The following is a 20,712-nucleotide window of genomic DNA, read 5'->3' on the forward strand; positions in this document are numbered from 1 at the left end:
ATCCTTTACCAGAAGTCACAACCAAAAAGCGTGGTCGAAAGAAAAAGACCAAGGTACTAAATCTAATTGACAGACTTGTGAATTACAAGGCATCAGTCTGCTTATTTATAAAGAATCTCTGTGTTCCGTTTGATAATAACCTTGCGGAACGTGATTTGCGCATGATTAAGGTTAAAACCAAGGTCTCAGGATGTTTTCGCAGTGAGGAAGGCGCACAGGAATATCTTACAATCATGAGCTATATTGGGACTGCTCATAAGCATGGAATAAATGCTTTTACAGCAATCAGAGAAGCCCTTTTAGGGAATTCCGATATCATCTTTAACTAATGGAGTTCTGAACAGTTACTATTCTTATAAGAATGAAATGATGGATGAGATTACGGATGATGAATTGTTGGAATTTATGAAGGAACAGTTTGACGGCGTGTGCTGTGGAGATCTGGATTATCTGGAGGGCACTTGTCTGGCTGTCTTTGCGCAGGCAATTCGCGCAGGCTATCAAGGTCATGTCCGGTCCGGGGGGCAAGGAGAATTTCAACAGTTCGATATTGTGGAACGGTGGGACCGGGAAATGTACATGGAGGCACTGAAGGAGCTGTTCTGGGAGTAGAAGTAAAGAGGAGAGAGTGTATGGGCAGATGCAACTATAAGGAAGAGGAATTAGTACCGATTGTGGCAGACCTGGCAACAGGTTATACCGGGTATGAGCACACATCTATTACCTACGAGCGGGCACAGGCGCTTATGGAGGCGGTGATTTACTGCGTGAATGAGGTCTGGGACCAGAAAAACGGAAACCTGGATTACCGGGATCTGACACAGCACGATTTGAAACATCAGGATGCTAAGAACGCCGGGGCTCCGGATTTACTCCGTGCTCTGCCGGCAAAATCTGAAATGAGTGCCAGAGAGGCTTACGAGAGCGGACTGCACATTGTAAAAGAAAAAGCCAGCCGCCTGCTGGAACTTCACAATGATCTGATGACACATTTTTCCGATTATGGTCTGGAATGTCTTTGGGATACGATCCGTAAGGGAATTCCGGCGTTTTTGCTGAATTATGATGTCAAGTACGCACCCCAGGAGACCATCCTCACGCTGGACTATCCCATATTCATGAGTCTGCGGGAAATGACAGGTGTGGATGCCGTACTGAACTATGTGCAGTGCGTCAGTCTGGAACAGCAGTTTCTCGGAATGTTTAATGAAAAGTATGTGATTGCGGTTCTCAAAGAATATGATACGGGCTATGCAGGATTGATAGAAAATGTGTGCGGAATTGTCCTCCAGAATACGCTGGGACATATGCTTTTGAATAAGTCTGTGTACGCAACAGGCTTGTGCGCGGAGGAATACAAAGCACTGGAGAAAATACTGGCGGGAAAAACGATCGGGGAAATTGAAGAGCTTGTGGATCAAATGCTCCAGTATCTCACAAAACATTTCGTCGAAAATGACGGGCGGCTGCTTTCGTATCTGCGGTGCGCCAGCCGGGATATAGCCGTCCGGACACAAAGCAATTGTGAGAATCATTGTCTGGAGCGCGTGTTTTTGCTGTGAGTTATCGGCGTGCTTTATTATAATTAGAAAATGGGCTGTGAGAATATAAAAAAGCATCGGTTGGATTCTGCTCGATGTTTTGTATAAGAGAAATTGTCTGGATTTTATGGGGGTGAAGTGGTATATATAGAATGTGGGGAGAAAACAAAATAAGTGTTTCCCGACAATTATGGAAAATCAGACAAATGTACCAGTTGTATTGTGACAATTGAGAAAAGAGGAAAATTATGAGCAGATTAGTAAAAGGGATTCACCACGTAGCATTAAAATGTTCTTCTGTAGAACAGTATGAAGAGGCCGTTGCCTTTTATCATGAAATATTGGAACTGCCTGTTGTAAGAAGCTGGGGAGAGGGAGAATCCGCAGGCATTATGATTGACACAGGCTCCGGTCTGATCGAAATCTTTGCGCAGGGCCAGGCACAGCAGGAAACAGGATCGGTGAATCATTTTGCATTCGCCACGAATCAGCCGGACATGTGTGTGAAAGCAGTCAGAGAGGCCGGATATAAAGTGACGCTGGAACCAAAAGAGCTTACGATCAATTCTATTCCAGCCTTCCCGGTCAGAATTGCATTCGTAATCGGACCGGTAGGGGAGGAAATAGAGTTCTTTGAAGAGAAATAAACTGTAAATATATCTGAAATGAATAAAGGGATGCGCTAACTTTTTATTGCTTTCTTTGGGCAGTTCTCCAAACAGTGGTAACAACGATGGCAGCGATCAGTATTGATGCTATAGGACTTATCTTCATTTTGAGTGATTGCGCCATGAGTGCATGTTTTATAGCATTTTCCGCATTTGATGCACAGTTCTTTATCTATATGCAGTTCTTTGCGGCCAAGTATTTTCCATGCGATTTTAAAAAGTATATTATTCATGGCACACCTTCCGTTCTTTCAGCAGAAGAATAATGTAAATAATGTCAAATACAGAGCAGAATAATCCAACGGTCAGGACCACAATATTGAATTGAATCACACCCATTAAGATAGTGGGAGCAAGGGTTCCAATCCATTTGGCGACAGCAAGCAGCAGTGATTGTCCTTCCATGCTTTTCCTTGAAATGAAAAGGTGAATGAACAGAACTGACATCAGCAGGTTTTGCAAAAATGCAGAATATTCAGCTGCAAGGAAAAATCCAAATTCTTTGATAAAAGCAAGCTGAAGCACGGCACTGCAAACAAGGACGAGCAGGCTCCATGGAACGAACAGCTTGCCGGATATTTTTTGGGGCCATTCTTTCTTACCATATTTGAAGTAGGTATAGAGAATGACGCAGTCGAGGCATACCCAGAATACATTGACAACGGCCTGGGCAATTGTGATGCCTTCCAGGGGGCCATGCGCGCCAAGAAAAATATCAGAGTAGCTGTAGATGGCCTCCCAGGTGAGATTTAGAGCCAGCGCCCAGAAAGGCATGGCGTAGGTTTTTTGCTTAATGCCAAGTCGTATACACTCCTCATATACAATCATCCATCCGATTCCAGATAATAATGTCAAAAAAATAGTCATAAAATTCCTCCTTTGAAAAGTTGACATGTGTCAGTGTTTGGAATAGTATAAAATAAAGTGTGGCATGCGTCAATATTTCGAGAACAAGTCATACAGATATAAAAATATGTAAAACTTTTGGAAGAGGTAACTATAAATCAATATTTTGTGGCTTGACAATATAGGGAGGAGACATATGTATCGGGGAAATAACCCATCCGCAATGAGATCAAGAGAGTGGATCCGAGAAGCACTTATCCGCTTGTTATCAAATCAGCGCTATGCGAAGATATCGATAAAAGAGATCTGCTCTGAGGCAGATCTCTCCAGACAGACCTTTTATCAGATCTATGAGTCAAAGGATGAAATAATGGCTTATCATTTCGAATGCCTGTTTTTGGCATTTAAGGAGGAGTGTGCAGATTTTAAAGATATATCTATCAGAGAAATAACTACGCAGTTCTTTACATTTTTTTATGAAGAAAAAAGTTTTGTAAAGATATTGATAGAGAACAAGCTTACATTTTATTTGGAAGAGATGTTTGAGCAGTATCTGCCCAGGATTGACATATTCAAAAAGTATAATGAAAAGGAAGCAAATCCAGATTATACTATTGCTTTTGTCAGCGGAGCACTGACACAGATTTTAATACACTGGTTTGATAAAGACTTCAATCTGACGATTGATGAGATAGCACGAGAGACCGAAGAAACTATCATGGCAAGGGTGATTGGGCAGAGTATCATTGTTTCAAATACAAATTGACTGAGCTGAAAGCAAAACTACAGGACGTTCGCGATTTCCCAAAAGAATGGCTCATCGTGGATCATCAGGTATGGTTTCCTTTTTAAAAGCTGAGTTTCTGAAGCAGCGAAAAAGACATTTGACACATCATAACAGGCAATGTAAAAGACTTTTGACAGACAAATAATTACATTTCAGCAATAATGTTCGTGAAAGGAGAACTCATAATGAACATTGGACCGAAATTAAAAGAGGCAAGAATGAAGTCAGATCTTACACAGGAACAAGTGGCAGAAGAAGTTATGGTATCCCGCCAGACGATTTCTAATTGGGAAAATGAAAAGTCGTATCCGGATATCATGAGCATCGTCAAATTATCCGACTTATATTCAGTGAGCCTCGATGAATTGCTGAAAGGAGATCAGAAGATAATGAAACATTTAGAAGAGAGTACCGACATTGTGAAAAGCAATAAAAAATTAATTGGAGCAATCGCTGTAAATATCGTTTTGTTCCTTGCACTTTTTATTGTTGTGGCAATGATGCCGCAGACATTTTACATGATGGCGGGAGTATTTAGTCTGGCAGTAATTGGAATTGCGTTTCTTTTGTACGAAATCGTACAGAAAATATGAGGTGAAAAATGATGATGAATTTTATGATGATAATTGGGTTTGCATTTTGGCTTGTAGGAGCTTTGTTCTGTGTCTATCAAATCTACCGGATGGTAGAACTGGATGCGAGATGCCGGGGGTTAAAACATCCGAAATTATGGGGAGTGTTCTCGGCAGGCGGAAACAATCAGTCGGGACTGATTTTGTATCTTATCGGACGAAAAAGATTTGCAATTGAATCAATGACAGTGCAGCAGCAGAAGGAGATGGACGGTAGAAAAAAGAAAATCGGTGCAGGGCTTGTGTTCCTGGTGCTTGGTGCAATCATTTGTGTGTGGTGTATTATGTTGATGGAGTAAAATAGCTGCAGCAGCCGAAAAAATATAAAAAAGAACGGGGAATAAACATTATGGAGATTAGAAAATCAAGGCCGGAGGAGTTAGAAGCTATCATGTCTGTCTATGCGCATGCCAGAAAATTCATGGCGGAGCATGGCAATGCAGGGCAGTGGGGAACGACATTTCCGCCGCAGATATTGATAGAGAAAGATATTCAGGAACAGAGACATTACGTATGTGTGGAAAATGAAAAGATTACAGGCGTATTTTACTTTGCGGAAGAAGAGGATCTGACCTACAGTGTAATAGAGAACGGGACCTGGTTGAATGACAGGCCATATGCTGTGATACACCGTATTGCATCAGCGGAAGGAGCAAAGGGAGTCGCTACCTTCTGCATAAACTGGGCATACGAACAGACCGGAAATATTCGTATTGATACGCATGAGAATAATGTTCCAATGCAAAAGTTATTGAACAAGCTGGGTTTCACATCCTGCGGAAAAATTTATGTGGAGGATGGCTCACCACGCATTGCATTTCAAAAATGTGAACGTCCGCTTTACCTGGATTAAATTGGAAAGAGACAGAGACGGGATTTCAGAGATTTGCTTTATCTCAATTACCTATTTTATTTTGACTTACTGATTTTTTGTTGCCAAAGTGTTGTCACACTTATAATACAACACATCTATCTTTTCCAGTAATTGCACTTTCATAGCCTCTTCTCGACGAACTGAAATTTGCAGTACTATTTTTGTTATTTTAAACTAACCATGATATAATGGCGAAAGAAGAATAAAAGCGGAGGCAAAGCCATGGACATTAAGATAAACAGAAACAGTTCAACACCTCTATACAGACAGCTGAAAAAGAATATAAAAGAAATGATAGTTTCAGGTGAACTGCCAAGTGGATTTAAACTTCCATCAGAAAGGCGTCTGGCAGAAAAACTTTCAGTTCATAGAAATACTGTAGTTAAAGCATATGAGGCTTTAATTGCAGAAAACATGATATTTTCTTCCCGGCAAAAGCCATGTGGCTATTTCGTGGGAACAGAGCATCAGGATAACGAAAAAGCGGAGGCACAGAAACAACGACTTTCCTTTTCTTCATTGGACAAAAACTTCTATTATCATTTTATAAATATGCAGAAGCGGTTTGAAAAACTGTATCACGCATCTTATGATACGGAGAAAATTCCTTTTGCAGCGGTACTGACGAATCGTAAAGCACTTCCTGTCAAATGTTTAAAAGAACTAATGCAGGAGATTGTTGATGGAGATGACATAGAACCATTTTGGTGCTGTGACCCACAGGGGACAGAGCGGCTCCGCAACTGTCTAGTTGAAATGCTGTTTTCCAGACATATTTATGTAAAAGCGTACAATATACAAATTGTAAGTGAAACATACGAGGCAATAAGTAATATCGCATTTATGTATTTAAATAAAGGGGACTACGTGATTATCGAGGAACCGGCATGTCCTGCTATAGCTAATATTTTTCTTCACGTGGGAGCAAAGCTGCTTTCCGTACCTATTGAGGATAACGGTATCCGCATGGATATTTTAGAAGGATATGTGTTACAGTATAAACCAAAGCTGATATATACCATGCCCAATTATCAAAATCCTTCCACCCATACAATGGAAATGGATAATAGAAAGCGTTTGTTAAAATGTGCAGGGGCATATAATATTCCCATAATTGAGGATGACTCTCAATATGACTATTGCTACAGTGAGACAAGGTTCCCAAGTCTTTATTCTTTGGATACAAGTGATTCTGTCATATATCTGGATACGGCAGGATTATCTATTTACCCCGGGATACGGCTGGCTTATATTCTAGCACCGGACAATGTACTGAAAACATACCGTAGTATAGTAAATAAGGATCAGCTTTTTTTAAACAGTATGGGCCAATATTTATGGATGAGGTTTTTGGAAAAAGGATTTTATGAAACACACTTTAAATTTTTAAAGGAATTTTATAACAGAAAAAGAGAAATTATGTGTACTGAACTTTCAAAAATACCGGAAATATCATTTTTAAAACCAGACGGAGGGTTGGTAATATGGGTAAAAATGGAGCGGAATATTAATGATTTTCAAGTGGCTGCATTGTGTGAAAAAATGGGTGTTCTGCTTATGCCCGGAAGTATTTTTTTCCCGGAAGGAAACAAGGGGGAGAATTATCTGCGGATTTCATTTTCTTCTGCAACGGATGAGCAGATTATAAAAGGCGCAGAAGTACTTCAAAAAGCTATTTTGATATGCATGCAGGATAATGCTGAAAAATAGGGGCAGACATGTACAGATATTAAAAATGGTACACATTAAAAGTAAAAAATGGCTTCTCTTTTTCATCACAAAATTAGAAAAACATGTAAGAAACGGACATTTTTGTTTAAGAATTGATTCTGAAAACAAGAGTGTCTCTTTTTTGCGTTTGAAATGGCATATTTGAATCTATATGTTTGGAACTTGGTTTTCTATCTATTAACACATAATATGTAATTAGAAATAGGGCGCTCTTATTCGCGAAGTATTAGAAAATTTATAAAAAAAGAAAGATGAAAGGGAAAGATATTTATGGAGACAAAATCAAAGCTTAAGAAAAATATTGTAAGCTTACTGGTACTGACTTTGTCAGGGTCATTTATTTATACTCTGCCATATTTTCGGTCTTACTATTACAGTGCTTTTATGGATGCGTTTGGAATGACAAATACTCAGATGGGATTGTGCGGTACGGTTTTTGGTCTGGTTGGTTCTGTGTCATACCTGTTTGGAGGAGTCATTGTGGACTATTTTTCAGCAAGGAAACTAATTCCCATATCCATGCTGATGACGGGAACTCTGGGATTAGCATTATTGTCATCTCCCCCAGCCTACATAATCGTATTGATTCATGGTTTGTGGGGGATCACAGCTCTGATGACATTTTGGCCGGCATTAATGAAATGTATCCGTGCCTTGGCGGCATCCAATGAGCAGGGAAAAGCATTCGGCATTTTTGAAGGCGGAAGAGGAATTTTTAATGCAGGATATCTGGCAATTGCGGCTGCAATTTTCGGAAAAATGATTGCTGCCGGGAGCGAAAAGATGGGTGTGAGATGGATTATTATTTTTTATTCCGTTATGACCATTGGCCTGGGACTTTTGAATATTTATCTGCTGCGTGATATGGAAGATGAAAGCGATAAAAAAGAGGCATTTGAGTTTAAGACAATAATAAAACCATTGAAAATGCCGGAAATTTGGTTGATGATTGGCATAATCTTTTCCACACTTACAGTAAGCACCGGATACTATTATATTTCACCCTATGCAACGAAGATTCTTGGCGCAAGTGCGATGCTGGGAGTAATTTTAACCTCATCCTCGCAATATGTCAGACCTGTAGCATCATTTTTTGCCGGCGTGCTGGGAGACAAAATCAATGGTTCAAAAGTAATGCTGATTGGACAGGCGGGATTAGTAGCCGGACTGGTTATAATTCTCTGCAGCCAGTCAACAATGGGGATTGTACCAATCATTATAGGGGGCATCATCGTATTTGCAAGTATGTATATTTGTGTCAGTATGCATTTCGCGATCATGGTTGAAATTGATTGTCCGGCAAAGTGTGAAGGTGCAGCAATCGGACTGATTTGTTGTCTTGGATATCTGCCAGAGGCTACCTCACCATTTATTGCAGGTAAACTTTTAGATCAGTTTCCGGGGGCATTGGGATATCAACTGTTTTTTATTTATATGCTGGCAGTTGTAATATTCGGGATTATACTAACACTAATATGGTTCAGGAGAACAAAAGAGAAACGTATGCGCATACTGAAAAATAATCGAAAATAGAAAATATGAGGTGAATAAATGTCGAATGTATTAAATCAGGAATTATTATATGAAAAATATTTTGAAGAAATTTGTCAATATCCACATGGTTCCTATAATGAACAAGTGCTGAGTGACCACATTGTGGAATTTGCCAAAGAAAAAGGTCTTGAGTATAAGCAGGATGATTTGGGGAATGTAATAATTTATAAGAATGGAACAAAAGGACTGGTTAATCATCCTGCGTTGATTATTCAGGCACATATTGATATGATTTGTGAAAAGCGTTCAGGGGTGGAGCATGATTTTGAGAAAGATCCGCTGAAGTTATATCTGGAAGACGGCTGGATTCGTGCCAATGGTACCACGCTAGGAGGAGATGACGGGGCCGGAGTTGCGTATATGATGGCAGTGCTTGCTGATGAAAGTTTGAAGCATCCGCCGTTGGAGTGCCTGTTCACCGTTCAGGAAGAGGTGGGGTGTGCAGGTGCTGCACAGTTGGAGGCGAGCTCCTTTCGGGCGGATAGATTGCTGAGCTTGGATGAAATGAGTGGGAATGCAACTACGGTTTCAGGTGCCGGAATGAATCGTATTATTTTGACTTATGATGCAAAGAAGGAAAGTAGCAATAAACAGTTTTACAAGGTGACTATAGGGGGACTACTGGGAGGCCATTCGGGAGATGACATCCACAAGGAGAGAGGAAATGCCAACAAATTGGCAGGGCGTCTTTTATTTGGCCTTATGAAAGAGGAGTCTGATTTGCGATTAGCTGCCATAGAGGGAGGGTCTGTAGACAATGCAATTTCAAGAACCTGTACAACTGTGTTTGCGTCACAACGAGATATAGAGCAGATTCGTGAAAGCATAGATGGTATGACCAAAGAAATGCAGGCAGAGTTAAAGTACAGTGATGGGGGATTGTGGACGGAAATAAAACCCTGTGGATCACAAAAAGTTTTTTCTTTACATGATACTGAAAATATTGTAAAGCTTCTGTTTGTTTGTCCTGATGGATTTCAGCACCGCAGTATGCACCTTGAGCTTACCACGGCATCTTCAAATATAGGAGTTCTTAAAATGGAAAATGAAAAACTTATTGTATCCATTTATATAAGAGGAGCTTCACAGTCATTTGTAAATAACACTGCTAATGAAATTAAGACTTTAGCGGAAATTTTGAACTGGAAAAGTGAAATATGTGTAAGTCTCCCTTCCTGGGAGTATCGTGAAGATTCACCGCTCCGTAAAAAGCTTCAGGCAGCTTATGAACAGGTTACGGGCAGGGAAATGAAAGAACATGCAGAGCATGGATGCTTAGAAGCCGGTCACTTTGTAGTTATGAAACCGGAGATGGATATTGCAACATTGGGACCATTGGTCAGAGACTATCATACATTTGACGAATGTATGAACAGAGACTCTTTTAAAGAAATATATGAAGTTTTTACCATATTGCTGGAAAATTTATAATATTTTGCAATGTTATGATACATATAAAAGCTTCAAAACTATTTTTTGCAATCCAATAGCGATACCCTTGAACTGCTTTCTATGTGGCCGCGCCCACGCCACCCGCTGGAATAAGAGGAAAAAAAGTGGCTATACTATAGGTACCGACGGAAAAAGAATAGAGGATACCGGCTGATGCAGCTTACTTAACTGTCAACCGGTATTTTTCTGCCCTTAGAGATATTGATTGATACGGTCGCCATAGAGAATCACTAGCTGGCTTAATACCAAATCCCAGTTACGGTATCGCTGCGTCCATTCCTTTTTTACATTTTGTGTCGTCAGATAAAGCATCTCTTCCAGTGCCTCGTCTGTAATGTCTACAATGTATTGCTTCATCCGATACGTTTCTCCCTAGCCTTTTTGAATGCCTCTTCTGCGTTTTGTGTTCTTCCGGCAATTGCACTTTCATAGCCTTTTTGTAATTTGGCATGAAGTTCTGCATCAGTCATTGCATCTGCATTAATTTCTGTTGGAACTTTTGGTAATGTAACAGCAAACGGAATCCCACCTGTCATAGAAATCTGTTTTAAATACATATCAATTGCAGTAGACATCGGTATACCCAATTGAGATAAAACTTCTTCTGCACGTTGCTTCACTGTTGGATTGATTCTCAAATTCAATGTACTTGTTTTTTCCATTTCATCAACTTCCTTTTTTACAGTGTAACGCAGATGTCGTTACTTTTCAATTAAAAGCGAAATTGCACTGTGCCGGAGACCGTGAATACAGATTCGCTTTATGTGGCAAAATAAGAAACAGAGAGTCCTGAACGAGGAACTCCCTGTAGAAACCCGGATGTATTTCATTAGTCATCTAATGACTTCACTTCGGACTCAGATAATCCTGTGAAATCAGCAACTTCGCCGATGCTCCAATTCATGGACAACAATTTTTGAGCGGTGGCCAGTTTTTCGGACTGAATCCCCTCCTGATATCCGTCGTCCCGTATGGTTTTCATATGTCTCTTTTCGTTATATTCTGTAAGTATCAAATTTAACACCTCCGCCCGATTTTTGGTCAGGATATCTGCCAGAATATCATTCTGAATACACATGTCTACGGCTAGATTAACAGCAGCCTCCAACTCCATATTCAAGTCCAGGTTCTGCCGGACAGTCCTTACGAAAATAGAGTATTCCTCCAAACGCCGGCATTTATGAAATAAATCTGTATTACGACCAGAGTTGATATTCAACATAATAGCCGTGCATTCCAGACAGGCAGTCTGCCCGTGGGTATTCTTAAAAGAATCAGAAAATTTCTGCTCCAGACGATCCGGCATATCCTGTGTTCCGTTGTAGAAAACAATGTATTGTGGAAAAGGAAGTTCCTGCAGGTGCCGGTGGTAAATATCCAAGTCGTGTTCTTCAATATAAGCGCGATACAAATCGGCAAAGTAAAGGATCCCCCGAAGCGGCATGTTGGGATTGTACGTGCTCTGATGTTCGTATAGATTCAGAGTGTCCCCTATGATGAATGACAGATCATTTTTCATGCCCATGTAGACCACATCATCAATGGTAGTGATAAGCAGATTGCTTTCGTCTGTATAATTGGTGTTGCTGACTGCGTTATACAGTTGGAGCAAATCGTGCTTATCCCGAAAAATCAACCGGAAAAGCCCGTCCTTATACTTATGATTTATACCGTACCGTTGTCTGAAAATATACTGTTGAATTATGTTTTTCCACTTCATTATGCTACCTCCATTATAACATGTTTCACAGAGGCTGCAATTGTTTCTTACAAGAAAAAAGAGAGGAAGACACAAAGAAGAGGACTCTGGAAACATACTGTTGAGACATGATTTGCAGTTACGAAATCTTGAATAAAATGACCGAAACGGCCAGAATAAAATAAATAGAACTTTTACAAGCAGAAAGCTTGTGTGAGTATTAAGATAACATGTCGGAGAAGAGAAGTCAATCACTTACCACGATTTCCCGCAGCACATAATTGTCACTTGCAGCAAGTTAGTGTATAATAGTCAAATGAAGAAAAGCGGAGTCGAACGGCACTGTGGATGACAGGAGAACAGCAGATGGATGCAAGGAAGGCTGCTTATTCCAGGGAAAAGAAAAGTAGAAAACGAGGGTAGTTATGAGTCGTGACAGAAATCCCAACTGGGAGAAATACTTTGTGGAACAGGAGATTTTTCTGAAAAAACAAAAGAAAAAGAGATGGATTACCGGAGGTGTGATCGGCGGAGCCGTGGTACTCTGTCTATGTCTGCTGATTCCATTTGCATTGAAGCGGCAGCTGGAATATGAAAACAGCGAGTATGCGCAGGCGCTGAAGGATGCCGAGACCTATGATTATGACATTGTGGAGCAGAACATGGCAGATTATCTGAATGAAAAATATGGCGCCGGGACGGTGACCGTCGATCAGCTGAACACCGGGATATGGCATCCGGACGCTACAGACAGCGAGTTGGGGTATCAATGCTTTAATGCTGAGCAGAATGACGATGTCGAGAAGGTCGTATATGCAATCTATCTTTCGGCGGATCATGCCGTTTACTTTGATAATTATCAGTGGCCGGAGATTAAAAAGGCACTGGAGGAGGACGCGGTGGAGCGCTCCGGACTGGACGGGGCTTTTGCGCGGCCACTTATTCAGGGGGAGGGAACGTATGAAAGTATTTATCAAAAGAATCCCTGGCTGATCTGTCCGGCATATCAGGTTTACTTTGACGGGGATCTGCAGAGTCTGTTCGACGGGGAATATGCGCTTCGGAAAAAACTTGCCGATGCGTCACAAATAGAAGGACAACTGCGTCTCTGTGGTACGACAGCACTGTTTTTCACAGATAAGGAGCACGCGGACATGCGTGCACGTATGAAAAATCCGGAACTGGAATATCAGAAGATATATGAAAAGACGCTCAGGGACATGGAGGATGCGTATCATCTGGACATTTTCTCCTGCGTGCTCCCGGATACATATTATCAGAGACTGAAGACCGAGTATATCGCAGAATCTGAGGGAGTGTTTCCTCGTTCACTGACCTATAGGGATGATGGGAGAGGGAGTGAATTTTTCTACAGCGGCTACACGCTCCTCAGCTTTGCGTATGATCAGCTATACCGCCCGATTGCGGAGGAGGAGACGGAAGGAATCTATCTGGTGTCGGATGACGGGACAAAAAAAGCGGAAACGTATACATACAGGAAAGTAGAAACACCGCCGGATGCCAGACAACTTGCGGAGACGGAGTACAGCGACTGGAAGATTGCGGAAAGCTTCTGCATTACAACGGAGACACTGGATGAGTCAGGGGTTGCGCTGATTCTTGACATGGAAGGACGCTACCCGGACAGTAAGGTGAAGCTGATTACAGAATCCCGGGACAATCCGGTGACAGCGGCAAGAATGGGAGCAGATGAGGACATGTGGCTGTTCTATCTGGAGGAAGTATTCCAGAGGGATGGATATCTGTTTGTTCCGCCAATCTATGGATGGGATTCAAATTGGGGCTATACATTTACAGTTTTGATCAGGTGAGGGGAAGATTATGACAGAGACAGTAAGAAAATTTCATCCGAATGAACCCGGAAGTGTTTCCGGTATTGTATACAGTGTTCTGGGATTGATGGATATACAGGGTGGTCTGTCCATCGCAGAGATGGAGCGTAAGATGTTCTACTCTACGGGAAATCTGAGGGGCGCATCACAGGCGGAGCACACGGTTGCCATCGTGGCCGGATACCTGATTGCTCTTTTTGGACTGGGGCTGCTGCTTTTCGGTCTCCATGCACTGAAGATGATTCGTGATTTCCATAAAATCAGGAAATACCTGGGAGACTGTGAACTTGCGGAAATCAGAGAAATGGCAGAACAGCTGCACTGGAAGGAAGTGTCCCTGCGCCGCAGGCTTAAAGCGATGATTCAGAAAAATCTGTTCCTTCAGGGACACATCAATGCTGAATCTACGTTTTTTCTTTTGACGGACGATCTGTATGGACAATATCTGGATGCAGTAGTGCTCTGGAAGGAGCAGCAGAAGGAGTGGGAGAAGCTGGGATTCCAACAGGAACAGCAGATTCTTCTGCAAAATGCATATCCGGTTCAGGAGCGGATCGGGCAGGCGGCTCTGCGGGAAAAGAATGAGAAGATGAAAAAATGCATGGAGCGTATGGAGCAGTCGGTGGAGCGGCTACTGCATGCTGCGGCTCAAAATCCATCGAATCTGGCCAATCTGCATACATTTTTGAATTATTTTCTGCCCACGGCAGATAAGCTGGTTGAAAGATATCAGCAGTTACCGGTGGAAGAAAGTGAAATGGAGAACATAAAACAGCTGCAGACGGAGTTGTCCGGGGCACTGGAGGAGCTGGCAGAAGCATTTGAAAGGCTGACGGCACAGCTATGCGAACAGCTGGAAATGGAAGTCACCAGCAATCTTTATGCCCTTCGCATCATTATGGAGCAGCACCGCAGATTGGGGGTGACAGCGTGAAAGACAAATGGTTCGTAGTGGAAGTCGTTGCCATTTTTATTGGAGGGCGAATCGCATTTGACAAGCTGCTGTTTTTGGTCACACTTTTTTCCGGCGGTTTTTATGATGGTACTGTGTACAGCAGTTATGTAGGAGACACTTATATAAAGGAACTTTTTAGAGACGGGCCGCAGCTTTTGTTTGGTCTGGCGCTTGTGCTTTTGGGGATGACCGGAATTATGCGCAGCCGGCGTTACCGTTTTTATCAGAGCCTTGTGACCACAAGGGACTACGTGACAGTAGAAGAACTGGCGCGGGAGACCGGATATGGCAGAAGACTGATTGCGCGGGATATGCGTGGAATGATACGCGCAAAACAACTTCCCGGAGCAAAGATGGATGCCCTGCGCGGATGTGTGATGTTGAAGCCGCAGGTGTGGCAGGAATATGAAGCAGAAAGAAAAAACTGGGAGCTCACTCGCCTGAAGCTCCGTGCGGCGGGAGTCGGGCTTGAAGACTATCTGGCTTTTACACAGACAGTGGAGCAGCTGGCAGATGTCCGAAAATGGAACGGAAAGATTCAGGATGAAGAGATGAAAAAGAAAATCGCAGCGGCGGTGGAACGGTTGTCTGCGATAAGAGAAGAGATTCAGGATGCACCGGATAAATTTTATACGTATGGCAGAGTGTACCGGTTTTATCTTCCGCAGCTGCTGTTGCTGACCAGGCAGTATGCACAGCTGGAGACGCTGGGGGTAAAGGTGCAGGATTCAGACTGCGCCGGAGAAATCAGGAAAGTGCTGACAGCATTTCCGTAAAGATATATGCATCTGCCGAATCGGTGGCACAGAACAGACAGGAGGAGATGAGAGAATGGCGATCATAGGAATTGATCTGGGAACGACCAACAGTCTGGCGGCTGTCTGGCGGAATGGAAACAGCGAGCTGATACCGAATGCATTTGGAGAATTTCTGACACCCAGTGTGGTCAGCGTGAATGAGGAAGGCGATATTTTCGTTGGAAAGGTTGCGAAGGAGAGGCTGATCTCACACCCGGGATCTACGGCATCGCTGTTCAAGCGATTCATGGGAACGGGAAAGACGTATAAATTGGCGGGAAAATCCTATAAACCACAGGAACTCTCGGCTCTGGTGCTGAAAAAACTGAAGGAAGATGCAGAGAATTATCTGGAAGAACCGGTCACGGAGGCGATTGTCAGCGTGCCAGCTTACTTCAGCAACGCGCAGCGGGACGCGACGAAGCAGGCCGGGCAGATGGCGGGCCTGCTGGTGGAACGGATCATCAATGAGCCTTCGGCGGCTGCGCTGGCTTGCCAGCACCTGTACCCGGAGGAGGAATGCATGGAGATGGTCTTCGACTTTGGTGGTGGAACGCTGGATGTGTCGGTGGTGGACTGTTTTGACAATGTTATTAATGTGGTGGCAATCAGCGGGGATAATCATCTGGGCGGCTGTGATTTTGATCAGGCGATTGCGGAATTTTTCTGTAGGGAGCATGGCATCCGGCTGAAAGATCTGACAGAATCAGAGCAGGCGATCTTTGTCAAGAGTGCGGAGAACTGTAAGAGCGCACTGTCGGAACAGGAAGAGGTGGAGATGGCCGTACATTACGGAGGGAAGACGTGGACCTCTGCTTTTGACACGAAGAAAATGATTGAGGCATCGGCGTCTGTTTTTGGCCGTATGCTGCAGCCGATGGAGAAGGCGGTCTCCGGTGCGGAGATTGGCTGGGAGGACATCGACCGGATCATACTGGTGGGTGGTTCCTGCAAGATGCCGGCTGTGCGGCTGTATCTGCAGCATTTCCTGAAAAAAGAAGTGATATTCTTAGGATCACCGGATACCATTGTGGCACTGGGAGCCGGGACGTATGCCGGAATCAAGGAGCGCTGTTCAGAGATACGGGATATGCTGCTGACAGATGTGTGTCCGTTTACGCTGGGGGTTGCAATCCGGGATGGAATCATGTCGCCGATTATTGAGCGGAATACGGCACTGCCGGTCAGCAAGGCAGAGATTTACCAGACCGTGTACGACGGACAGGACAAACTGAAGCTGGAAATATATCAGGGAGAATCCATCCGTGTGGAACATAATATCCAGCTGGATGATCTTGAGATGCAGGTGCCGCCTGCACCGGCTGGCAGGGAGACCGTGCTTGTGCGGTTCACCTATGATATTAACGGAATCCTGGAGGTGGATGCGGAGATCACGAGCACGGGAAAACGGGGGCATCTGGTCATCGTGGAGGATGGAAATAAGATGAACGGGCAGCAGATCGAACGTCGGCTGCAGGAATTGAAGAGTCTGAAGATACATCCCCGGGACAGGGAGGAGAACATGTATCTGATTTCCAGATGCGAGGCACTGTATGAGCAGGCCGGTGAGCGCCTGCGGGAATTTCTGAGCTATGAGATGCAGTATTTCGAGTTTGTGATGAACAAACAGGATGATATCCGCATAAAAAAAGCGAGAAAACGTTTTTCCAGAGCCATGGATTCTGCGGAGGAGCATATGGATGCGTTTGGTGTGGAGAAGAATCTTGATGCTTTTTCCAGCGCGTGGTACGATGAGGCAAAGGAAGAAGAGATGGAGATGGATGAGGAGTTTACGGACTTGTTTGGGAAAGGACATTTGACGAGCTGATATGAGGGAAATAGAAGAAATCTGGGAGGTGCTGGAAATCGATCCCACCGACAATGTGCGGGAGATCAAGAAGGCTTACGCGAAGCTGATTGCCAGATACCATCCCGAGGAATATCCGGAGAAGTTCCAGGAGATATACAGTGCCTATGAGATTGCACTGAAGATGGCGAAGGGGAAGAGCGTGCGTGGAACTGAAGAGCTGGGAGAAGAGCCGGGGGAAGAGCAGCGGCAGACAGGGGCAGACCTCGAATCAGGCTCCAGATTTAGAGGAGCGGGCAGACCGTGGGATGAGCCGGAGACGGAGAACCCGGAATGGCTGCAGGCGGAAGAAATCAGCAGACTGGCAAGGGAATATGAGATTAAAAACGCCGCCAGTCGCAGAAGAGAGCAGTTGTATGCCGCATTTGTTCAGGATATGGCAAAGGAACAGATGCCAAAAATCATCAGGACGGATCAGCTTCAGGATCATGATGCCTGGTGCAGATTTTTTGAAAATAAGGTCGTGCTGGAGGCAATCAAGTATGAGGGGTTTATGACGACTCTTTATAATCGGATTCTGCCGCTCCGGTTTCGTGCCGGAACACTTCAGATGATGGATGCGGTACTTGAGGAAAAAGTTCCAATGATCTACGCAAAGCAGGAGAAGCTGCGCCGCATGCTCAGGGAAGAAGGACAGAAGAAAGCCAGAAAGGAACTCCTGAAACACAGGCTGGCTCCGTTTGTGGTGGCGGCGCTTCTGATCCTTGTGTGTGGATCTGTATATTTTATTTCGGAACATTTGCGGACCGCCCGTGCGGTGCAGGAGTACCATTCCGTGAAAAATATCGAGGCATACATAGAACATAAATATAATATTAAATGCACATTGGAGCAGTCGGTGACAGACGGGATGAACGACAACCTCAGTTACACGACGAAGAGTGATCAGGACAAGGTATTCTATACTGCGACAACCTGGGAACCGGTGGCGGGAGAGATGGAGTTTCATCTTCGCTGGACCAGAAACGGGGAAGATTATATAGACATCGAGGATGATTATGCATATCAGCTGAAGAAGGCGTATGCGCCGGTATATGATCTGGAGCTTGGAATGTCGCTTACTGGGGCAAAGGGAGTGCAGATCGGAGATACTCCGCTAAATGAATTTACGTCCAACTTTTTTGCCTATCTTCATGCTCTGTCACAGAGCGATTATGTGCAAAGCGGACACGATATATCAGTGAGTGTAGAGACGACACATCTGGGCGTCGGCACGGTCACCGTAAAGCTGAACAGATATACACCGATCGACGAGGCCGGGATACGCGTGCAGCTGGAAGAGGCAGTCGAAAAGTATAGTACTCTGGACACACAGCAGGAAACGCCTTAGGAAACAGAAGCGTTCGCCTTACATGAATTGTGCGGGGGGAGAGTATCAGGAGAAGAAGGATATGAAAATTGTAAAAAAGATAATAGGCGTACTGCTTATCATAGTGGGCATACTGGCTGCACTGTTAGGTGCACTGGGCATCGCGGCGGTGCTGCACGATGCTGTACTGTGGGGGAGCGACAGCTCGGAGATGGCGCAGCTCATTGTATTTGCAACGATATGTGCGATTGGCGTGGGTGTCATCCGTGGTGGGTGGATCCTGATCCGCGGAAGGAAACGGAAGGCGGCGGAAGAACAGAAAATGTCCGGTCCGCAGGAGAGCCGTCAGGACAGCCGTGAACCGGGTCCGCAGGAGGACCGTCAGGAAAGCCGTGAACCGGGTCCGCAGGAGGAACGTCAGGAAAGTCAGGAACCGGGTCCACAGGAGGATCATCAGTACAGCCGTGAACCGAGGCAGCAGGAAAATCAGCAGGAGTGGTGGGCGAAAGATTACGAAGCGCGGTTTACATTACTGGTGGAAGATGTTTTCCCGATCTTTACGGATGGCATCGTGGCATCGGGCGTCATCATCGGCGGCCCGCTTGCGGTGCATGAAGAGGTGTGGGTGCTTTCGGAGGACGGAGGACAGTATCGTCTGCAGACTGCACAGATAGAAGCATTTCAGGATGAGATCGTCAGAAAAGTATACCGGACGCAGAACAGGGAACGTGTTGGTCTTCTGTTTCAGGATCCGAAGGCGGCAGCCATGAAGCCGGGGGATGTAATCAGCAATGTCCGGCCAAATCTGGAGGACGTGAACATTCCGATAGAAAATCCAAGACTGAAGGGGCTTATAGCAGGGGAGAATTATGCACTCCTTGACAGGATGAAGGAGTGGATCAACCAGGAAATGAAACAGCGGACCAGATTTCTGGTCGTAGTGGAATTGGATATTCAGCCGGAAGAAAACGGGGATGGAACAGCTGTATTTCAGAAGAACAGCCATATGAGTTTTCCGTATCTTACAACACGGGAAGGAGAAAACTACCAGCCGGTATTTACAGACTGGGCAGAACTCTCAAAGTGGAGAATGGAAGAGAAGCCGCAAACGATGATGATGACTTACGAGGATGTGAGAGCAATCACAGGTCACGATGAACGCATAAGCGGATTTGTGGTGAATCCATTTTCGGATAATTATATGGAATAAGAAGGATGTTTGTGCTATATTCAAGGTAAGACAAATACACCGGGCTGCCCACATTGAACGAAAGCTGTTGAAGTGGTCTCTGCCCGGCCGCAACTGCGCAGACGGTGAGGCGCGCCTGGCTTCAGGCGGGAGAACACCAGGCATCAGTACTGCGTCAATGGAAGGAGGAAGATCCATGCTGAAAAAAGAAAACGGAAAAGAAGGACAGAAAAAGCTGCAGAATGAGCAGCCGGTAAATCCGGAACTCCAGAGGGAAGAGGACGAGAAAAGAACGGAAATGGGGAAGAAAGATTTTCATGATGTGGGAGGATTTCCAAGGCCACCGCTTTCCGGCGGAATTGTGTGATCGTCCGCTTTTCTGAAAGCGGCATTTCCGACACAAATTAAAGGATAAAAAAGGAATCGACAGAATATGTTTGTCAGACATGTTCTGCCGATTTTTTATATCATAGGAAACTCTTTGTTCTTGGCCGTAAATAATTTTTTTATTCCTAATGTGAAGAGAAAATGGTACAATTAAAAGGTATAGATGTATTTGTCATCTGGATGTTTGCTTTACAAAAAAAGTAGAAAGTTTGATGAGAACCTTATGAAAAAATATAACAAAAAACGTAACTGTTCAGAACCCCCTTGGGGAACTAATTAATTTTTGTACAAAACAGAGAATTTTTAAAACCTGTTTTGCGATATTATTTCGGTAATTGGTGGATAACCAATTGTTTGTGATTGAATAATTTAATTCATTGTGGATTACTCTTTCAATCTTTCAAATAACTCTGATTCAAAGCCAAATTCTATGGCTTTTGAATATATTTAACAACAACTGAACATTGAAAAACATTACTTATCCACAGTCATTTTCACCATAGGTGAATCTATGTGAATTCGCTTTTTTCCTGAGTTTTTAGTACAATGGAGACATAAAACACAAGGAAGA

22 protein-coding genes and 1 pseudogene are annotated in these 20,712 nt (G+C 43.9%); 18 read left to right on the forward strand and 5 right to left on the reverse strand.

Features of this window, described 5'->3' with window-relative positions; genetic code table 11:
- From BUB85_RS16855 to BUB85_RS16870, 4 genes are all read left to right on the forward strand, one after another.
- Positions 1 to 329, forward strand: a 329-nt coding sequence (locus BUB85_RS16855; protein WP_143160764.1) for an IS66 family transposase, incomplete at its 5' end; no start/stop codon positions are given.
- Between the two features lie 7 nt (positions 330 to 336).
- Positions 337 to 612 (forward strand): DUF6323 family protein, encoded by a 276-nt coding sequence (locus BUB85_RS16860; protein WP_278319606.1) that lies wholly within the window; start codon positions 337 to 339, stop codon positions 610 to 612.
- Between the two features lie 20 nt (positions 613 to 632).
- Positions 633 to 1,562 carry a DUF6179 domain-containing protein gene (locus tag BUB85_RS16865; RefSeq protein WP_073112656.1) on the forward strand — a complete coding sequence of 310 codons (930 nt, stop codon included), beginning with the start codon at positions 633 to 635 and terminating at the stop codon, positions 1,560 to 1,562.
- 227 nt (positions 1,563 to 1,789) lie between these two features.
- A complete protein-coding gene (locus BUB85_RS16870) occupies positions 1,790 to 2,188 on the forward strand; it encodes a VOC family protein (protein ID WP_073112658.1) in 399 nt (132 codons plus the stop codon).
- 35 nt (positions 2,189 to 2,223) lie between these two features.
- On the opposite strand, the gene BUB85_RS22665 is transcribed toward BUB85_RS16870, so the two are convergent.
- Together BUB85_RS22665 and BUB85_RS16880 are read right to left on the reverse strand one after the other, a co-directional pair.
- Positions 2,224 to 2,442 (reverse strand): ATP-binding protein, encoded by a 219-nt coding sequence (locus BUB85_RS22665; protein ID WP_073112660.1) that lies wholly within the window; start codon positions 2,440 to 2,442, stop codon positions 2,224 to 2,226.
- Positions 2,435 to 3,103, reverse strand: a complete 669-nt coding sequence (locus BUB85_RS16880) for a transmembrane-type terpene cyclase (protein ID WP_456298569.1) — start codon at positions 3,101 to 3,103, stop codon at positions 2,435 to 2,437. Before BUB85_RS16880 ends, BUB85_RS22665 begins: the two co-directional genes overlap by 8 nt.
- A 148-nt stretch (positions 3,104 to 3,251) precedes the next feature.
- Between BUB85_RS16880 and BUB85_RS16885 the strand changes: the two genes are divergently transcribed.
- The 7 genes from BUB85_RS16885 to pepD all read left to right on the forward strand — a co-directional run bounded on the left by BUB85_RS16885 (position 3,252) and on the right by pepD (position 10,064).
- Positions 3,252 to 3,821 (forward strand): TetR/AcrR family transcriptional regulator, encoded by a 570-nt coding sequence (locus BUB85_RS16885; RefSeq protein ID WP_073112664.1) that lies wholly within the window; start codon positions 3,252 to 3,254, stop codon positions 3,819 to 3,821.
- A 206-nt stretch (positions 3,822 to 4,027) separates the two neighbouring features.
- Complete coding sequence (locus BUB85_RS16890; protein ID WP_073112665.1) at positions 4,028 to 4,435, forward strand: helix-turn-helix domain-containing protein; 408 nt, start codon at positions 4,028 to 4,030, stop codon at positions 4,433 to 4,435.
- An 8-nt stretch (positions 4,436 to 4,443) separates the two neighbouring features.
- Positions 4,444 to 4,773, forward strand: a complete 330-nt coding sequence (locus BUB85_RS16895) for a hypothetical protein (RefSeq protein ID WP_073112667.1) — start codon at positions 4,444 to 4,446, stop codon at positions 4,771 to 4,773.
- 50 nt (positions 4,774 to 4,823) lie between these two features.
- Positions 4,824 to 5,327 (forward strand): GNAT family N-acetyltransferase, encoded by a 504-nt coding sequence (locus tag BUB85_RS16900; protein WP_073112669.1) that lies wholly within the window; start codon positions 4,824 to 4,826, stop codon positions 5,325 to 5,327.
- Positions 5,328 to 5,570: 243 nt separating this feature from the next.
- On the forward strand, positions 5,571 to 7,058 hold the full coding sequence (locus tag BUB85_RS16905; protein ID WP_073112671.1) for an aminotransferase-like domain-containing protein: 1,488 nt from the start codon (positions 5,571 to 5,573) through the stop codon (positions 7,056 to 7,058).
- 291 nt (positions 7,059 to 7,349) lie between these two features.
- Complete coding sequence (locus tag BUB85_RS16910; RefSeq protein ID WP_073112673.1) at positions 7,350 to 8,612, forward strand: MFS transporter; 1,263 nt, start codon at positions 7,350 to 7,352, stop codon at positions 8,610 to 8,612.
- Positions 8,613 to 8,630: 18 nt separating this feature from the next.
- Positions 8,631 to 10,064 (forward strand): beta-Ala-His dipeptidase, encoded by a 1,434-nt coding sequence (gene pepD, locus BUB85_RS16915; protein WP_073112675.1) that lies wholly within the window; start codon positions 8,631 to 8,633, stop codon positions 10,062 to 10,064.
- 213 nt (positions 10,065 to 10,277) lie between these two features.
- On the opposite strand, the pseudogene BUB85_RS16920 reads toward pepD, so the two are convergent.
- The 3 genes and pseudogenes from BUB85_RS16920 to BUB85_RS16930 all read right to left on the reverse strand — a co-directional run.
- Positions 10,278 to 10,415 (reverse strand): annotated as a pseudogene (locus tag BUB85_RS16920) (IS256 family transposase); the annotation flags it as partial.
- Between the two features lie 23 nt (positions 10,416 to 10,438).
- Positions 10,439 to 10,747 (reverse strand): type II toxin-antitoxin system RelB/DinJ family antitoxin, encoded by a 309-nt coding sequence (locus BUB85_RS16925; protein ID WP_073112677.1) that lies wholly within the window; start codon positions 10,745 to 10,747, stop codon positions 10,439 to 10,441.
- 167 nt (positions 10,748 to 10,914) lie between these two features.
- A complete protein-coding gene (locus tag BUB85_RS16930) occupies positions 10,915 to 11,805 on the reverse strand; it encodes an RpnC/YadD family protein (RefSeq protein ID WP_143160765.1) in 891 nt (296 codons plus the stop codon).
- A 404-nt stretch (positions 11,806 to 12,209) separates the two neighbouring features.
- Between BUB85_RS16930 and BUB85_RS16935 the strand changes: the two genes are divergently transcribed.
- From BUB85_RS16935 to BUB85_RS21570, 7 genes are all read left to right on the forward strand, one after another.
- Positions 12,210 to 13,616: a hypothetical protein gene (locus BUB85_RS16935; RefSeq protein WP_073112679.1), complete on the forward strand. Its 1,407-nt coding sequence runs from the start codon at positions 12,210 to 12,212 to the stop codon at positions 13,614 to 13,616.
- A 10-nt stretch (positions 13,617 to 13,626) separates the two neighbouring features.
- Positions 13,627 to 14,571, forward strand: a complete 945-nt coding sequence (locus BUB85_RS16940; protein ID WP_073112681.1) for a 5-bromo-4-chloroindolyl phosphate hydrolysis family protein — start codon at positions 13,627 to 13,629, stop codon at positions 14,569 to 14,571.
- Positions 14,568 to 15,368 (forward strand): 5-bromo-4-chloroindolyl phosphate hydrolysis family protein, encoded by an 801-nt coding sequence (locus tag BUB85_RS16945; protein ID WP_073112683.1) that lies wholly within the window; start codon positions 14,568 to 14,570, stop codon positions 15,366 to 15,368. The genes BUB85_RS16940 and BUB85_RS16945 overlap by 4 nt, the downstream gene beginning before the upstream one ends.
- 55 nt (positions 15,369 to 15,423) lie before the next feature.
- The gene (locus BUB85_RS16950) at positions 15,424 to 17,217 is read left to right on the forward strand and encodes an Hsp70 family protein (protein WP_073112685.1); all 1,794 of its coding nucleotides are present in this window, start codon (positions 15,424 to 15,426) and stop codon (positions 17,215 to 17,217) included.
- 1 nt (position 17,218) lies between these two features.
- Entirely contained in the window at positions 17,219 to 18,586 is a 1,368-nt protein-coding gene (locus tag BUB85_RS16955; protein WP_073112687.1) for a J domain-containing protein, read from the forward strand.
- 61 nt (positions 18,587 to 18,647) lie between these two features.
- Entirely contained in the window at positions 18,648 to 19,775 is a 1,128-nt protein-coding gene (locus tag BUB85_RS16960) for an SseB family protein (RefSeq protein WP_159434669.1), read from the forward strand.
- A 175-nt stretch (positions 19,776 to 19,950) separates the two neighbouring features.
- Complete coding sequence (locus tag BUB85_RS21570; protein ID WP_159434670.1) at positions 19,951 to 20,121, forward strand: hypothetical protein; 171 nt, start codon at positions 19,951 to 19,953, stop codon at positions 20,119 to 20,121.
- Positions 20,122 to 20,712: the final 591 nt, after the last annotated feature.

It is taken from the genome of Hespellia stercorisuis DSM 15480, from assembly GCF_900142165.1.
GTDB lineage: Bacteria > Bacillota > Clostridia > Lachnospirales > Lachnospiraceae > Hespellia > Hespellia stercorisuis.

What these genes read in the sequence shown, in the direction of transcription:
- BUB85_RS16865 (WP_073112656.1), top strand. Translation starts at nt 633, where the DNA reads ATGGGCAGATGCAACTATAAGGAAGAGGAATTAGTACCGATTGTGGCA.
- BUB85_RS16870 (WP_073112658.1), top strand. Translation starts at nt 1,790, where the DNA reads ATGAGCAGATTAGTAAAAGGGATTCACCACGTAGCATTAAAATGTTCT.
- BUB85_RS22665 (WP_073112660.1), bottom strand. Translation starts at nt 2,442, where the DNA reads ATGAATAATATACTTTTTAAAATCGCATGGAAAATACTTGGCCGCAAA.
- BUB85_RS16880 (WP_456298569.1), bottom strand. Translation starts at nt 3,103, where the DNA reads ATGTCAACTTTTCAAAGGAGGAATTTTATGACTATTTTTTTGACATTA.
- BUB85_RS16885 (WP_073112664.1), top strand. Translation starts at nt 3,252, where the DNA reads ATGTATCGGGGAAATAACCCATCCGCAATGAGATCAAGAGAGTGGATC.
- BUB85_RS16890 (WP_073112665.1), top strand. Translation starts at nt 4,028, where the DNA reads ATGAACATTGGACCGAAATTAAAAGAGGCAAGAATGAAGTCAGATCTT.
- BUB85_RS16895 (WP_073112667.1), top strand. Translation starts at nt 4,444, where the DNA reads ATGATGATGAATTTTATGATGATAATTGGGTTTGCATTTTGGCTTGTA.
- BUB85_RS16900 (WP_073112669.1), top strand. Translation starts at nt 4,824, where the DNA reads ATGGAGATTAGAAAATCAAGGCCGGAGGAGTTAGAAGCTATCATGTCT.
- BUB85_RS16905 (WP_073112671.1), top strand. Translation starts at nt 5,571, where the DNA reads ATGGACATTAAGATAAACAGAAACAGTTCAACACCTCTATACAGACAG.
- BUB85_RS16910 (WP_073112673.1), top strand. Translation starts at nt 7,350, where the DNA reads ATGGAGACAAAATCAAAGCTTAAGAAAAATATTGTAAGCTTACTGGTA.
- pepD (WP_073112675.1), top strand. Translation starts at nt 8,631, where the DNA reads ATGTCGAATGTATTAAATCAGGAATTATTATATGAAAAATATTTTGAA.
- BUB85_RS16925 (WP_073112677.1), bottom strand. Translation starts at nt 10,747, where the DNA reads ATGGAAAAAACAAGTACATTGAATTTGAGAATCAATCCAACAGTGAAG.
- BUB85_RS16930 (WP_143160765.1), bottom strand. Translation starts at nt 11,805, where the DNA reads ATGAAGTGGAAAAACATAATTCAACAGTATATTTTCAGACAACGGTAC.
- BUB85_RS16935 (WP_073112679.1), top strand. Translation starts at nt 12,210, where the DNA reads ATGAGTCGTGACAGAAATCCCAACTGGGAGAAATACTTTGTGGAACAG.
- BUB85_RS16940 (WP_073112681.1), top strand. Translation starts at nt 13,627, where the DNA reads ATGACAGAGACAGTAAGAAAATTTCATCCGAATGAACCCGGAAGTGTT.
- BUB85_RS16950 (WP_073112685.1), top strand. Translation starts at nt 15,424, where the DNA reads ATGGCGATCATAGGAATTGATCTGGGAACGACCAACAGTCTGGCGGCT.
- BUB85_RS16955 (WP_073112687.1), top strand. Translation starts at nt 17,219, where the DNA reads ATGAGGGAAATAGAAGAAATCTGGGAGGTGCTGGAAATCGATCCCACC.
- BUB85_RS16960 (WP_159434669.1), top strand. Translation starts at nt 18,648, where the DNA reads ATGAAAATTGTAAAAAAGATAATAGGCGTACTGCTTATCATAGTGGGC.
- BUB85_RS21570 (WP_159434670.1), top strand. Translation starts at nt 19,951, where the DNA reads ATGCTGAAAAAAGAAAACGGAAAAGAAGGACAGAAAAAGCTGCAGAAT.